The 13,991-nt window shown below is 62.7% G+C and carries 13 protein-coding genes, 1 tRNA gene and 1 pseudogene; 4 read left to right on the top strand and 11 right to left on the bottom strand.

The annotated features are described in order from the left end of the window. The first annotated feature begins 44 nt into the window (after window positions 1-44). Together RMET_RS03515 and RMET_RS03510 are read left to right on the top strand one after the other, a co-directional pair. Window positions 45-1,361, top strand: a complete 1,317-nt coding sequence (locus RMET_RS03515) for a polyamine export protein PaeA (protein WP_011515549.1) — start codon at window positions 45-47, stop codon at window positions 1,359-1,361. Between the two features lie 259 nt (window positions 1,362-1,620). After that, window positions 1,621-2,085, top strand: a complete 465-nt coding sequence (locus RMET_RS03510) for a pilin (protein WP_011515548.1) — start codon at window positions 1,621-1,623, stop codon at window positions 2,083-2,085. 130 nt (window positions 2,086-2,215) lie between these two features. On the opposite strand, the pseudogene RMET_RS32020 reads toward RMET_RS03510, so the two are convergent. The 8 genes and pseudogenes from RMET_RS32020 to RMET_RS03475 form a co-directional block, all read right to left on the bottom strand. Further along, a pseudogene (locus RMET_RS32020) lies at window positions 2,216-2,517 on the bottom strand (recombinase family protein); the annotation flags it as partial. Between the two features lie 188 nt (window positions 2,518-2,705). After that, window positions 2,706-2,795, bottom strand: a tRNA-Ser gene (locus tag RMET_RS03505). 87 nt (window positions 2,796-2,882) lie between these two features. Next, complete coding sequence (gene serS / locus RMET_RS03500; RefSeq protein WP_011515546.1) at window positions 2,883-4,190, bottom strand: serine--tRNA ligase; 1,308 nt, start codon at window positions 4,188-4,190, stop codon at window positions 2,883-2,885. 167 nt (window positions 4,191-4,357) lie between these two features. Further along, window positions 4,358-5,695: a replication-associated recombination protein A gene (locus RMET_RS03495; protein WP_011515545.1), complete on the bottom strand. Its 1,338-nt coding sequence runs from the start codon at window positions 5,693-5,695 to the stop codon at window positions 4,358-4,360. A 114-nt stretch (window positions 5,696-5,809) separates the two neighbouring features. Then, entirely contained in the window at window positions 5,810-6,559 is a 750-nt protein-coding gene (locus RMET_RS03490; protein ID WP_011515544.1) for an amino acid ABC transporter ATP-binding protein, read from the bottom strand. A 2-nt stretch (window positions 6,560-6,561) separates the two neighbouring features. Then, window positions 6,562-7,254: an amino acid ABC transporter permease gene (locus tag RMET_RS03485; protein ID WP_008643607.1), complete on the bottom strand. Its 693-nt coding sequence runs from the start codon at window positions 7,252-7,254 to the stop codon at window positions 6,562-6,564. Between the two features lie 2 nt (window positions 7,255-7,256). Then, window positions 7,257-7,952 carry an amino acid ABC transporter permease gene (locus RMET_RS03480; RefSeq protein WP_011515543.1) on the bottom strand — a complete coding sequence of 232 codons (696 nt, stop codon included), beginning with the start codon at window positions 7,950-7,952 and terminating at the stop codon, window positions 7,257-7,259. A gap of 105 nt (window positions 7,953-8,057) precedes the next feature. Continuing rightward, entirely contained in the window at window positions 8,058-8,906 is an 849-nt protein-coding gene (locus tag RMET_RS03475) for an ABC transporter substrate-binding protein (RefSeq protein WP_008643603.1), read from the bottom strand. Window positions 8,907-9,193: 287 nt separating this feature from the next. On the opposite strand from RMET_RS03475, the gene RMET_RS03470 reads away from it, so the two are divergent. Both RMET_RS03470 and RMET_RS33920 read left to right on the top strand, forming a co-directional pair. Continuing rightward, on the top strand, window positions 9,194-9,856 hold the full coding sequence (locus RMET_RS03470; RefSeq protein ID WP_224445751.1) for a hypothetical protein: 663 nt from the start codon (window positions 9,194-9,196) through the stop codon (window positions 9,854-9,856). 162 nt (window positions 9,857-10,018) lie between these two features. Continuing rightward, window positions 10,019-10,186: a hypothetical protein gene (locus tag RMET_RS33920; RefSeq protein WP_008643601.1), complete on the top strand. Its 168-nt coding sequence runs from the start codon at window positions 10,019-10,021 to the stop codon at window positions 10,184-10,186. A gap of 28 nt (window positions 10,187-10,214) precedes the next feature. Here RMET_RS33920 and RMET_RS03465 read toward each other — a convergent pair whose 3' ends face one another. The 3 genes from RMET_RS03465 to RMET_RS03455 form a co-directional block, all read right to left on the bottom strand. After that, window positions 10,215-10,631, bottom strand: a complete 417-nt coding sequence (locus RMET_RS03465) for a hypothetical protein (protein WP_011515540.1) — start codon at window positions 10,629-10,631, stop codon at window positions 10,215-10,217. An 8-nt stretch (window positions 10,632-10,639) separates the two neighbouring features. Then, window positions 10,640-11,284: an outer membrane lipoprotein chaperone LolA gene (gene lolA / locus RMET_RS03460; RefSeq protein ID WP_011515539.1), complete on the bottom strand. Its 645-nt coding sequence runs from the start codon at window positions 11,282-11,284 to the stop codon at window positions 10,640-10,642. Window positions 11,285-11,545: 261 nt separating this feature from the next. Further along, complete coding sequence (locus RMET_RS03455; protein WP_011515538.1) at window positions 11,546-13,873, bottom strand: DNA translocase FtsK; 2,328 nt, start codon at window positions 13,871-13,873, stop codon at window positions 11,546-11,548. Window positions 13,874-13,991 lie beyond the last annotated feature (118 nt).

Below are 13,991 nucleotides of genomic sequence, written 5' to 3'. Positions count from 1 at the left end.
TGTGCACCAATATCAACACGCCCAGATCGGCGCGTGAATAACTTATGTTCGTACTGATCCTGACCCTTCTCGTGGTGGTAAGCGCGTTCTTTTCGATCTCCGAGATCGCCTTGACCGCCGCCCGCCGCACCAAGCTCCAAGTCCTGTCTGAACGCGGCGACCACCGCGCGACCAAGGTATTGCTGCTCAAGGAGGAGCCCGGCAACTTCTTCACCGTGGTACAGATCGGCGTCAACAGCGTGGCGATCCTGGCCGGTATCCTCGGTGAGAAGCATGTCTCGGATCTCGTCTACGGATTCCTGAGTGCGTACCTCGATGCCGGCATGGCACAGCGCATCGCCAATGTCAGCTCGTTCCTGATCGTCACGCTGCTGTTTATCCAGTTCGCGGACCTGATCCCCAAACGCATCGCCATGACCTTCCCTGAGGCGTGCGCGGTTCAGGTGATCGGCCCGATGCTGACGCTGCTCAAGCTGTTCAAGCCCGTGGTCTGGGTGTTCAATGCAGCGGCCGATGCCACGCTCAAGCTGTTCGGCATTCCCACCAAGCCGGTCGACCAGATCACCACCGAGGACATCGCCGCCATGGTCGATGCCGGCGCCGAGGCCGGGGTGCTGCACAAGCACGAACTGCATCTGATCGAAAACGTGTTCGAACTCGATTCGAAACCGATCACGGCCATCATGACCCAGCGCGACGACGTGGTGTTCCTGACCCTCGACGACACCGCCGACGGCCTGCGCCGCAAGCTGGTCAAGCAACCGCACGCCCAATACCCGGTGTGCGGCAAGAATATCGACGACGTGCTGGGCTATATGGAGTCGAAGGTCATCCTGCAACTGCTACTGGCCGATGAAAGCGGCGCAGCATTGGACAGCATCGGCAAGCACTATGACAAGAACGTGCTGGTGATCCCGGACACGTTGACACTCTCGGAGTCACTGACCCGCTTCCGCGAGATGCATGAGAATTTTGCGGTGGTGATGAACGAGTACGGGCTGGTGGTGGGCATCGTCACGCTGGACGACATCGTCGGCGCGCTGATGGGTGACATCCTCTACTCGAACGAAGACGAACAGATCGTGCGCCGCGATGAATCTTCGTGGCTGGTCGACGGCCTGACGCCGCTGGTCGACCTGAAGAAGGCACTGGATATCGACGCGCTGCCTGGCGAAGACTATGTGGATACAGCAGCCGGCCTGGTGATCTACTCGCTGAAGCGGATCCCGAAGAAGTCGGAAGCGATCACCGTCGCGGGCTTCCGGTTCGAGGTGGTCGACATCGACCATCACAAGATCGACCAGTTGCTGGTTTCAAGGCTACCGGCGAGTGCTTCGCAACCTGTGGCTGCTGGTGAGTGATGGTGAGTGAAGGCGGCCTGCAGCGCGCAGGCTTTGTCACAAATTGTGACAAATTTTGTCACTCCCAGACGGCTACATGGACAAATTACGGCACCTGACACTGACAAATTCTGTCACCAGTACCTCAAATTGATTACCTTTGACTGACAAAATTTGTCAATTTCCGGGCTGCGAGGCTGTTTTTGCCCCTGGCACGCGAGTTGCTCTTTGTTGACCCAGCAGCACTCTGGCTGCCTAACAATTCATACTGGGGTCACTCATGAAAAAAGCACGGATGGGAATCCGACGGGTACAGAAGGGCTTTACGCTGATCGAACTGATGATCGTGGTCGCGATCATCGGTATCTTGGCGGCTATCGCTATTCCGGCGTATCAGGATTATGTGGCGAAGTCGAAGGCAGCTTCCGCCTACGCCGATATCGCTGCCGGTAAGACGGCGTATGAACTGATGGTAGTGAACCCGGATAACGGTACGCCTACCTTTACGCCTGCTGGAATTGGTCTGCAGATCGCGACTGGCAACTGCTCCGCGATTGCGGTGGCTGCTCCGGACAATACGGGTGCCGCGACAAATGCAATTCAGTGCACGATCGCCGCCCCGGGTCGTCTTGGAACTGCACCGGTTTCTATCCAGTTCAATCGTTTGGCAACCGGTCTGTACACTTGCACTACGACGGGCATCACGAATACGAGCTTCATTCCGACGGGTTGCGTCGCAGGTTGATCTTTAGTCATCGCTAAAGAACGAGGCGCCTGCGGGCGCCTTCTTTCATTTGGAGTATCTGCTGTGCCAATGCCAACTATCGCCGAACTCGCCGCAGCGTTGGATGATGAGTTGATGGATCTGCTGGGTGAGCGGTTGAGCGCGTGTCGATTTGCTCCGTCAAGCTGCGGAACTGAGCGCCTGCTGCTTCGATCCGCTCAATGATGATGAGTAGATCCTTAAGCGATCGTGCAATGCGGTCGAGCTTGTAGACGACGACCGTATCACCTGGCCGAATCGTTTAAGCATGTCCTCGAGAACAGGGCGCTTTGATGCACTGCCTCCCGATCTCTTCTCGGCAAAAATAAAACCGACGCCCGCTTCTCGCAGTGCGTCGGTTTGTGCGTGTGTTTCCTGTTCCTGTGCGCTAACTCGCGCGAATCCGACAAGCATGCGACTGCTTCATATGTAGCTCTGCATGAAACAATCTTGGTCGGACTTCTGTGAGAAGTTCGCCCACGCCGCTGAGAACGGGCATGGCGAAAAAACAAAACCGACGCTGCTTTCGCAAACGTCGGTTCTTAGTTTTACTACGCTGTTTTTGTCTGCTGGTGGTCGAATCCGTCAGCAGGTTTTTGTTATGGCGGAGAGGGTGGGATTCGAACCCACGGTACCGTCGCCGGTACGCCTGATTTCGAGTCAGGTACATTCGACCACTCTGCCACCTCTCCGGTAACTTGGTCGTCGCTGCGTTAGCGGCGAAACCAAGATTATAGGGATATCCATATCCGGAGCGCAAGCCCCTTCTGTAACTATTTTTACGCTTCCGGTTCCAGGCGCGTGATGCCGCCCATGTACGGTTGCAGCGCCTTCGGCACCGTCACCGAACCGTCCGCGTTCTGGTAGTTCTCCAGGATCGCCACCAGCGTGCGGCCCACGGCCAGGCCGGAGCCGTTCAGCGTGTGCACCAGTTCCGGCTTGCCCTGTCCGGCGCGCATACGTGCCTGCATGCGGCGCGCCTGGAAGTCGCCCATGCTCGAACACGAGCTGATTTCGCGGTACGTGTTCTGCGCCGGAATCCACACTTCGATGTCGTAGGTCTTGGTGCTGCCGAAGCCCATGTCGCCCGTGCACAGCACGACGGTACGGAACGGCAACTCAAGCTTCTTCAGAATCGTCTCGGCGTGACCAGTCATCTGCTCGAGCGCGTCCATCGACTGCTCGGACGGCACCACCTGCACCATCTCGACCTTGTCGAACTGATGCTGGCGGATCATGCCGCGCGTGTCCTTGCCGTACGAGCCGGCTTCCGAACGGAAGCATGGTGTGTGGGCCACGAAGCGCAGCGGCAGTTTTTCCGCGGCAACGATCGCGTCGCGGACCACGTTGGTCAGCGGCACTTCAGCGGTCGGGATCAGGTAGAAGTTCTCGATAGCGTCCTGGCCATCCTCACCGCCGACCTTGCGCGGCACCTTGAACAGGTCGTCCTCGAACTTCGGTAGCTGGCCGGTACCACGCATCGACGCGGCATTGACGATGTACGGCACGTACATCTCGGTGTAGCCATGTTCAAGCGTGTGCGTGTCCACCATGAGCTGGACCAGCGCGCGATGCATGCGTGCCACGCCACCCCGCAGGAAGGCGAAGCGCGAGCCAGTGACCTTCGTGGCCGTCTCGAAATCCAGGCCGAGACGGGCGCCGACATCCACGTGATCCTTGATCTCGAAATCGAACGTGCGCGGCGTGCCCACGCGGCGCACTTCGACGTTCTCGGTTTCGTCCTTGCCCGTCGGCACGCTTTCGTGTGGCAGGTTCGGGATCGAGAGCATCGCGTCGCTGATCTGGTCCTGGATCTCGGCCAGGCGCTGGGCGGATGCCTTCAGCGTGTCGCCGATACCGGCCACTTCGGCCATCGGGCCCGAGGCGTCTTCGCCCTTGCCCTTGAGCATCCCGATCTGCTTGGAGAGGCTGTTGCGGCGCGCCTGCAGATCCTCGGTCTGGGTCTGCAGTTGCTTGCGTTCGGCCTCAAGGGCCTGGAACAGGGCCACATCGAGTTGAAAACCGCGCGTGGCGAGGCGCTGGGCCACGGCGTCGATGTCTTTGCGGAGCAGCTGGATGTCGAGCATGTTGCTTGGTCATGTGCAGTGCCGGCAACATGCCGGCGAACGGAACATTTTACTGCACTGGCACGACCCGCCGGGAGCAAATCCGGCTGGATTTTGCCTTCTGCTCCACACTTTGAGAGTTATCCGGGCCCCTGCTCGCCGCCCCGTTCACCCCCTTCGACCCCAGCTCAGTCCTTGCCGGACTTGCCGCGCTGCTCGCGATGCCAGGCGTCGTCCAGATCGCGCAGATGCCGCAGCTTGTCGCCGATCTTGCCTTCCAGCCCGCGCGGCGTGGGCTGGTACCAGTCCTGGCTGCGCAGATCGTCGGGCAGGTAGTGCTCGCCCGCCGCGTAGGCTTCCGGCTCGTCATGCGCATAGCGATACGCATGGCCGTAGCCAAGCTCCTTCATCAGTTTTGTCGGCGCGTTGCGCAGATGCACGGGCACGGGCCGCGACTTGTCCTTGGCGACAAAGGCACGCGCCGCGTTGTACGCGTTGTAGCCCGCGTTCGACTTTGGCGCCACGGCCAGGTACAGCAGCGCCTGCGCCAATGCCAGCTCGCCCTCCGGCGACCCCAGCCGCTCGTAGGTCTCCGCGGCATCGAGCGTGATCCGTGCCGCGCGCGGATCGGCCAGGCCGATGTCCTCCCACGCCATCCGCACGATCCGGCGCGCCAGGTAACGCGGGTCGGCGCCACCATCGAGCATCCGGCAGAACCAGTACAGCGCGCCATCCGGGTCGGAACCGCGCACGGACTTGTGCAAGGCGCTGATCTGGTCGTAGAACGCGTCGCCACCCTTGTCGAAACGACGCAGGTTTTCCGATAGCGCGCTGCCCAACAGCGCCGTATCCACCGCATCCACACCGGCATTGCGAGCCGCGCGCGCCACGATCTCGATATTGTTGAGCAGCTTGCGGCCATCGCCGTCGGCCGAGGCGACAATCAGCCCCATTGCCTCGTCGTCCCAGCGAATGCCACCGAGTTCCTCGCTGGCACGCAGCACGAGCTGCTTGAGTTCGTCTTCGTTCAGGCTCTTGAGCACGTAGACGGCCGCCCGAGACAGCAAGGCGCCATTGACCTCGAACGACGGATTCTCAGTGGTGGCGCCGATAAACGTGAACAGCCCGCTTTCCACGTGCGGCAGGAACGCGTCCTGCTGGCTCTTGTTGAAGCGATGCACCTCGTCGACGAACACCAGCGTGCGCCGGCCATGCGCGCGGAACTGCTCGGCCCGCTCCACCGCCTCGCGAATATCCTTGACTCCCGACAGCACGGCCGACAGCGCAATGAACTCGGCATCGAACGCATTGGCCATCAGCCGGGCCAGCGTGGTCTTGCCCACGCCGGGCGGGCCCCAGAGGATCATCGAATGCGGCTCACCCGACTCGAACGCCACGCGCAGCGGCTTGCCTGGGCCGAGCAGGTGCTGCTGGCCGATGACTTCGTCGATATTGCGCGGGCGCAGGCGCTCGGCCAGCGGCATTCGGGAACGGTCGGGGGGGTCGGAGAACAGCGAATCCGCCACGGTACTTGGGCCTCTCAATCTGGTGCGGCCGCCGGAAGCGGCTTGCGAACGCCACAGTGTAGACCATCGGCGCCGCTTGCCGCGGCCCGCCCCACGCCATCCGGCGTGCCGGTATCAGGGTGCGATAACCGACTCCCAAGGCGATCGGATATCGGCCAGGAAGCGTTGCGCGCGTGGATGCTCGGGCTTCTGGAAGAAGCGCTCCGGCGTGGCGCGCTCAAGCACCTCGCCCTGATCCATGAAGATCACGCGGTCCGCCACCTCGCGCGCGAAGCCCATTTCGTGGGTGACACAGACCATCGTCATGCCGTCGCGCGCGAGCCCCTTCATCACCTGGAGCACCTCGTTGACCATTTCGGGGTCAAGCGCCGACGTCGGTTCGTCGAACAGCATGACCGGTGGCTTCATTGCCAGCGCGCGGGCAATCGCCACGCGCTGCTGCTGGCCGCCGGACAACTGCCCCGGATAGGCCGACGCCTTGTGCGGCAGCCCCACCCGTTCCAGCAGGCTCATCGCAAAATCTTTCGCTTCCTGTGTCGACATCCGCTTGAGCCGCACTGGCGCCAGCGTGCAGTTCTCCAGCACCGTCAGGTGCGGAAACAGGTTGAACTGCTGGAAGACGAAGCCGATGCCGCTACGCAGTGCGTTGACGTCCACGTTGCGCGCGTGCACGTCCTGCCCGTTCACGACGATCCGCCCCTTCTGGATGGCCTCGAGCCGGTTCAGCGTGCGGATCAGCGTCGACTTGCCCGAGCCCGACGGCCCGCACACGACGACCACCTCCGCCTTCGCCACCGATTCGTTGATATCGACCAGCGCCTGATAATCGCCGTACCACTTGCTGACATGTTCGATGCTGATCATGGTTACACCTTCACAGCGTTGCGTGCCGCGAGCCGGCGCTCGAGCAGATAGGCGCAACGGGTCAATCCGAAGCACATCACAAAATAGCTCAATGCCAACAGCAGGTAGACCTGCGCGGCCTGGGTCAGCATCTGCGTGCTGATCTGCCCGGCGATGAACGAGACCTCCGGCAAGCTGATGATGTAGCCGAGCGATGTCTCCTTGATCGTCGACACAAGCTGGTTCACGAGCGACGGCAGCATATTGCGCAGTGCCTGCGGCAGGATGACCAGCGCCATCGCCTGCGCATACGACAAGCCGAGCGAGCGCGCGCTTTCCATCTGCCCGCGCGGCAGCCCCTGGATGCCGGCGCGCACGATCTCCGCCAGATAGGCCCCGTCGAAGACCACCAGCGCGACCAGCATCGTCGCGAACTGCGGCGTGCGGTGCCCGGTCACCGAAGGCAGCAGAAAGTACGCCCAGAACACCACCATCAGCAGCGGCGTGCCGCGCACGACGTAGATCAGGACGGTGGCGGGCCAGCGCAGCGTGCGGAACGGGCTCACGCGGCACAGCCCCAGCACGATGCCGACCGGCAACGCCAGCACCAGCCCGGATGCCGCCAGCAGCACGGTCAACGCCAGCCCGCCCAGCGGGCCATTCGGATACTGCCCGATCAGGAAATAAAGTCCGTAGTTCTGCAGAACGTCGAGCATGGCTACATGCTCCGTACCGGAAACCGGTGTTGATACCAGAGCGAGAACAGCGTGATCGTCATCGATATGGTCAGGTACGCCAGCGTGGCGAACGCGAAGGACTCGAAGCCCCGGAAGGTGGCGCTCTCCACCTGCTGCGCCTGGTACATCAGCTCGGCCACGCCGATCACCATCGCGATGCTCGAGTTCTTCCAGAGATTCAGGATCTGGTTCACCAGCGGCGGCACCGTGATGCGCAGCGATTGCGGCAACACCACCAGCCGCATCGACGCCAGAAAGCTGAAACCAAGCGCGCGACTGGCTTCCAGTTGTTCCTTCGGGATGGAGCGAATGCCGCTGCGGATGTCCTCCGCCATATAGGCCGTGGTGTACAGGACCAGCGCGATCAGCGCGCTGACGGCCTCGTAGTTGTGCTCGTACAGCCAGCTCTTGATCGCGAACGGCAGCAGCTGCGGCGCGCCGAAATACCAGAACAGCATATGGGCCAGCAGCGGAACGTTGCGGATGGCCTCGACATAGGCCTGGCCCAATCCCCGCAGGGGCGCCAGCGGCGCAAGCCGCAGCAGGGCGATCACGATAGCCAGCGGCAACGATATGGCAAACGCGATGACCGACAGCTTGAGGGACATCACGAACCCGCTGACCAGCCATTCGTGATACTGCCCCGACAGCAACATCGACAGGTTGAAGGTGGGCATGGAATGTGGCTGTCCGGCGCGATGCCGGACAGCCGGGGGAGGTTTATCGGACCGGGTTGATCAAGCCGGACTCATCTGGCCTGGCCCGGGCCTGGGGTTGGAGCCTCAGTCGATCTTGTCGGTAGAGATCTTGAACGCACGCGGCGGGAACTTCATCTTGGTGTTGGGCCCGAACCACTTGTCGTAGAGCTTTTGCGCGTCGCCATCGGTTTCCATCTTGCTCAGCACCTGGTTGACCTGGTTGCGGAACCCGGTCTCGCCCTTCCTGATGCCCAGCGCGAGGTGCTCGCTCGACAGGTACTGCGGCACCAGCGTGTAGTCCTTGGCCGCGGGGCCGAGCTTCACGAGGTTGCTCACCAGCGACGTCTCGTCATTCACGTACGCCACACCCTTGCCCTGCTCCAGCGCCAGCAGCGCCTGCGGGCTGTTGTCGAACGACACCACGGTGGCATTCTTGATCTTGGCGGCGATGTTGGATTCCATGGTGGAACCCTTGACGGTCAGGATCTTCTTGCCGTCGAGCTGGCCCAGCGTCGTGATGCCGCTCTCCTTGCGCACCATCGCCTTCTGTCCGGTGATGAAGGTCGACAGCGAGAAATCGATCTGCGACTCGCGCTCCTTGTTGTGCGTCAGCGACGCCGCCAGCAGGTCCACGTGACCCTGCTGAAGCTCCGGCAGACGGGCCGCCACGGAGATCTGCTTGAGCACCGGCTTCACGCCCAGGCTCTTGGCCACCGCATTGCACATGTCGACGTCGTATCCCACGATCTCGCGGGTGGCCGGATCGACGAAGCTGAACGGCTCGTCCGTGCCAAGTACCCCGCACACGAGTTGGCCCTTGGCCTTGATATCCGCGATTTGGTCGGCACTGGCCGGTGCTGCGCTCAGTGCAAGCGCGGACAGCGTTGCCACGCCGGCGATCTGGCGGAGTTTCCGCCTGAAGTCTGCTTGCATATTCTCTCCTCGGTTGAAGAAGGTCTTGTGGGGTGCAGCAGAAACATAGTCTATTTGTGACGCTTCCGATTCGATCTCGGGGCGAACCCTATCTTTGCCGCGCGGCAGCGGACACTGCGCCGCTTCCCTACAGCTCGCTCCGAATCTGCCGATATTTCCTAATGGCCTGCGTTTCGACGGATGCGGCCCGCATCGCGCCGATGCGGCCGCCGGCCAGGCGGATATCGGCCGACCCTTGGTCGGCCTAGCGAAAATCGGGGATTTGTATGTTGCGTTACCGAATGCTGATGTTCAAGTTGAATCGGCTGGTGGGCAAGAACAGGCTCACCGGCGCGGAAGAGATCTCACTGGCGGGCCAGTTTGCCGAGATGATCACGTCACAGGAGGAGGTAGACCGCATCATCGCGGATCTGGTCGATCACGAGAATCCGCAGGTGCGTCGTATTGGCCTGGCCGCGATCCGTCGTTCGCACCGCTTTGGCGGCCAGACGCTGATGCAGGCGCTCTTGCGCAGGCTGGCCGACGTGGAAGGCTGGCTGCGCCACGATGCGGTCTGGATCGCGCAGGAAGGCCAGCTCGATGGCGCCGAACTGCGGGCAGCGCTGCGGCGGGTGGCTGGCAATGTCCGGCTGCCGCAGGATGCGGTGCGGGCGCGCGACAATCCTGCCGACGGCCTGCTCCATGCTGCCGTCCGTGCGCGGCATGTGCTTGACGCACTGATCAAGAAGTCGGCTGCGGCGCACAATGCCGCGCTGGCGGCGGGTGGCGCACTGGCAGGCGCCAACGATGGCAAGCCCTACGCGCAAGGCTCGATTGGCCAGATCCACTCCGCCCATCGGCAATTGCAGCGCAAGATGGCGGCGCGCAAGTTGCGCAGCAGCACGAAACTGAAGTTCCGCAAGGTTGAGCCGCGATACGCGGAAAACGACAACCGGCGCTTTCTGCTCTGAACTTCGCCTGGCTCGCGGCGGCGCGGCCGATGCTGCGTCGCCGCATTATGTGCGATGGCAATCTGATCTGAATTCTTTCGATAGACGGGATCGGGACGGCCAGTGCGGCCTACCATGACGGACACCCGGCGCTGGTGCCGGCCTCAGGAGGAAACCGTAGCCATGGCCATCACGACCCGCATCCGCAAGAAAAAGCAGTACCGCAAAGCCGTGTTGAAGTTGCGCGCGGCGATCAAGCGCGGCGACGCGGAGGCGATCCGCATCCGCCGCGAACAACTGCAGGCCATGCCCAAGCCACGTCTGCGCTACGCGCGTGAGGCACAGGCCTAGCGCCAAAGGCTGGCGGGGCGTCGCCGGGTCAGCCCTTGGCGCGCTCGGTCAGCTTTTTCATGGCATCGGCAGGCAGCGGACCGTGGCAGCTACGCTCGCCGCCAGCCTCTCCCACCACGAGCCAGACCTTGTCCGGCGTGTCGGCGGGATGCAGCAGCCATGCAGGACCCCGCGCCGTATTGCTGGCCGGCAGGTCTTCCAGGGTGCCGTTGTGAGGCGATTGCAGCATCGTTGCGCAATCGGTCTGCGGAATGCGCGTGGCCTTGAGGAAGTCCGGATTACCGAGCACTTCGGGCAGCGCCGTATCGGAGCCGCGCAGGAACGCATCGACGTCGAAACGGCTTGCCTGCGAGCTTGCGCAGGCGGACAGCACCAGCGCCGCGGCCAGCGTGGCGCCCGGCACGGCCAGGCGACGCAACGAAAGGAATGCTTGGGCGTGTGTCATGGCGCTCCTCACTGCTTCATCACATCGGCACCCTTGGGCACCGTGAAGCGGAATGCATCTGCGGGCAGCGACGGATTCTTCTGGATCGCCGAGAAAGTCAGGATGGTCGTGTTGCCGAAGGCGTCACGCAACTCCATCGCCTCGAGATTGCCGCCCTTGAAACCGATGCCGATCCGCTCGAACTGCGTGTCCTTTTCCTTCGGCGTCAGTTCCAGCCATTCCACGCCATCCCGCGTGGCCCCATTCTTCACGTCGAAGTTCTTCGACAGGTCATTGCTGCCGAACAGGATGGCCGCCGGGCTCGACCCGAGCGCGCCATCGAGCTTGCGCTCGGTCACCTGGTTCAGGTCCTTGTCGTAGATGTAGAGGACCTGGCCGTCGGCCTGCAGCAGTTGCTCGTATGGCTTGGTATAGCGCCACGCGAACTTGCCGGGGCGCGAGAACACAAACGTCCCGCTCGACGTGCTGGCTACCTTGAGATCGGCGCCCTTCCCCTTCATTTGCTGCTGCGTGAACTCGCCGCGAGCCGTCTTCACGCTGGTCACGAAGCTTTGCAACTGGTCGGTTGCCGCCGCCTGCGCGACTGGCGCAGCCGCCAGCAGTGCCAGTGCGGCGCCCAGGGAAACCAGGGGAGCAAGAATGCGATATCGCATGTATCCGATTCCTTTCTTGAGTGGCTGATGCCCGGCGCTGGCCGGGATGTCGGGTTAGAGCCGGATTCGGCGCCCTGAATTCCGCAGCGGCATGTGAGCGGCGTAACGGTATATTAACCGTCACTTGCAAGGGGCCCGAAGCCGTGTGAAACGCGCCATGGCGCGTTTCATCCTCCTCACGCCTTAGAAGCGCTGTCAAAATGATTCTGGCGTCGTTGCGCGCCTAGCCAGAACCGCTTCGCTTCTTTTTGATAGCGCCTCTTATTCGTCGTGCGCGCCCGCGCCGGCCGGCACGAGGATGTCGCGGTTGCCGTTGCCCGACATGGCCGAGACCAGACCGGCCTTTTCCATGTCCTCGAGCAAGCGCGCCGCGCGGTTGTAGCCGATGCGCAGATGGCGCTGCACCAGCGAGATCGATGCGCGGCGATTCTTGATCACCACCTCCACGGCCTGATCGTAGAGCGGATCGGCCTCACCGCCGCCACCGCCAATCCCGGCGCCGCCGCCCAGGCTGTCGCCCGCGCCATCGCCGTCGACCAGACCGCCTTCGAGAATGCCCTCGATGTAGTTGGCTTCGCCGCTTTCCTTGAGCTTTTCGACCACGCGATGCACCTCGTCATCGGATACGAACGCCCCGTGGACACGCACCGGCAAACCGGTGCCCGGCGCGAGGTAAAGCATGTCGCCCATGCCGAGCAGTGCCTCGGCGCCCTGCTGGTCCAGGATCGTGCGCGAGTCGATCTTGCTGCTCACCTGGAATGCGATACGCGTTGGCACGTTGGCCTTGATCAGGCCGGTAATCACGTCCACCGACGGCCGCTGCGTTGCCAGCACCAGATGCAGGCCAGCCGCGCGCGCCTTCTGGGCGATCCGGGCGATCAATTCCTCGACCTTCTTGCCGACCACCATCATCAGGTCGGCCAGTTCGTCGATCACGATCACGATCGTCGGCAGCCTGTCGAGCGGCTCCGGCGCGTCCGGCGTCAGGCTGAACGGGTTCGGAATCTTCTCTTCCCTGGCGGCGGCTTCGTCGATCTTCTTGTTGTAGCCGGCCAGATTGCGCACGCCGAGCTTGCTCATGAGCTTGTAGCGGCGCTCCATCTCGCCGACCGCCCAGTTCAGCGCGTTGCCGGCCTGGCGCATATCGGTGACCACCGGGCAGAGCAGATGCGGAATGCCTTCGTAGACACTCATTTCGAGCATCTTCGGGTCGATCAGGATCAGGCGGACCTGATCTGCCTTGGCCTTGTAGAGCAGCGACAGGATCATCGCGTTGATACCCACCGACTTGCCCGAGCCCGTGGTACCCGCCACCATGCAGTGCGGCATCCTGGCCAGATCGGCCACCATCGGCTTGCCGGCGATGTCCTTGCCGAGCGCCATGGTCAGGTGCGACACGCTCTCGTTGTAGACCTGTGAGCCCAGGATCTCCGACAGGCGCACGGTCTGGCGCTTCGGGTTCGGAAGCTCCAGACCCATGTAGTTCTTGCCCGGTATCGTCTCGACCACCCGGATCGACACCAGCGACAGGCTACGCGCCAGATCGCGTGCCAGATTGACCACCTGGCTGCCCTTGACGCCGGTGGCCGGCTCGATTTCGTAGCGCGTGATGACGGGGCCCGGATAGGCGGCCACGACCTTGACCTCCACGCCGAAGTCCTTGAGCTTCTTTTCAATCAGGCGCGAGGTGTATTCGAGCGTTTCGGCGCTGACCGTTTCCTGATGCACAGGGATCGGGTCGAGCAGCGACAGCGGCGGCAGGTCCGAATCCTGGATATCGGCGAACAGCGGTTGTTGCTTCTCGCGCTCGACACGCTCGTGCTTGGGCACCGCCTGCGGGCGCACGATCTGAATCGGCGGCGCCTCTTCCTGCCGGACGCGCTGCACTTCCACGGTCTCGGTGCGCTCCACCTTGGCAGCAGCGCCGATAATGCGGTCTTGCTTGTTCTCGCGGCGAGCCTTGATGCCCATGAACAGGGTTTCGACGAAGGCGCCGACGTGCTCTGCCACCGACAGCCACGAGAAATGGAAGAACAGGGACAGGCCGATCGCGAACAGCAGCAGCAACAGCAGCGTGGCGCCGGAGAAGCCGAGCGCAAGCTGCAGCCAGCCGCCCAGCAGGTCACCCAGCACGCCACCGGGCGCGCGCGGCAGGGCCGAGCGCAGCGGATACATGCGGATCGCCTCCAGGCCCATGCTGGACACCAGCGTCAGCCCGAAGCCAATCCAGCTGATGACCGTGCTGTGCTGCGGCTCCTGCACGCGCTCGGGTAGTTCGGCGGTCAGATCGCGCCAGCCACGCCAGCAGCGGCGGATCAGCAACACGCTCCACCAGTAGGCCGAGAATCCGAAGATGAAGAACAGGACGTCGGCCACCCAGGCGCCCACACGGCCGCCAAGGTTATGGATGTCGGCCACCTGGCTCGCATGAGACCAGCCGGGATCGGCCTTGCTGTAGCTGGCCAGCACGCAGAGAAAGCCGAGCGTGACGGCCAGCAGCAGGAACCAGCGCACCTCGCCCAGCAGCTTGCCAATACGCGATGGAAGTGCCGACGGGTCGGTCCGGGTAGTCGTGGTAGCGCGCGCCATGCGTCAGGGTCGGTTCGAGAGTACGAAGTGAACGATGGCGGCCATTTTAACCTTGGCCGGGCTATCGCCCTCATTGGAATTTGCAACAGTCGGCAAAACGCCATGCCACTTATAATGG

Origin of the sequence: Cupriavidus metallidurans CH34, from assembly GCF_000196015.1 — a bacterium.
Classification (GTDB): domain Bacteria; phylum Pseudomonadota; class Gammaproteobacteria; order Burkholderiales; family Burkholderiaceae; genus Cupriavidus; species Cupriavidus metallidurans.
The sequence above is the reverse complement of the archived record's forward strand: the minus strand, read 5'-3'. Positions and strand labels throughout refer to the sequence as shown.

Coding starts and splice junctions, on each gene's coding strand:
- RMET_RS03515 (WP_011515549.1), top strand. CDS start 45: ATGTTCGTACTGATCCTGACCCTTCTCGTGGTGGTAAGCGCGTTCTTT.
- RMET_RS03510 (WP_011515548.1), top strand. CDS start 1,621: ATGAAAAAAGCACGGATGGGAATCCGACGGGTACAGAAGGGCTTTACG.
- serS (WP_011515546.1), bottom strand. CDS start 4,190: ATGCTCGACATCCAGCTGCTCCGCAAAGACATCGACGCCGTGGCCCAG.
- RMET_RS03490 (WP_011515544.1), bottom strand. CDS start 6,559: ATGATCAGCATCGAACATGTCAGCAAGTGGTACGGCGATTATCAGGCG.
- RMET_RS03485 (WP_008643607.1), bottom strand. CDS start 7,254: ATGCTCGACGTTCTGCAGAACTACGGACTTTATTTCCTGATCGGGCAG.
- RMET_RS03480 (WP_011515543.1), bottom strand. CDS start 7,952: ATGCCCACCTTCAACCTGTCGATGTTGCTGTCGGGGCAGTATCACGAA.
- RMET_RS03475 (WP_008643603.1), bottom strand. CDS start 8,906: ATGCAAGCAGACTTCAGGCGGAAACTCCGCCAGATCGCCGGCGTGGCA.
- RMET_RS03470 (WP_224445751.1), top strand. CDS start 9,194: ATGTTCAAGTTGAATCGGCTGGTGGGCAAGAACAGGCTCACCGGCGCG.
- RMET_RS33920 (WP_008643601.1), top strand. CDS start 10,019: ATGGCCATCACGACCCGCATCCGCAAGAAAAAGCAGTACCGCAAAGCC.
- RMET_RS03465 (WP_011515540.1), bottom strand. CDS start 10,631: ATGACACACGCCCAAGCATTCCTTTCGTTGCGTCGCCTGGCCGTGCCG.
- lolA (WP_011515539.1), bottom strand. CDS start 11,284: ATGCGATATCGCATTCTTGCTCCCCTGGTTTCCCTGGGCGCCGCACTG.
- RMET_RS03455 (WP_011515538.1), bottom strand. CDS start 13,873: ATGGCGCGCGCTACCACGACTACCCGGACCGACCCGTCGGCACTTCCA.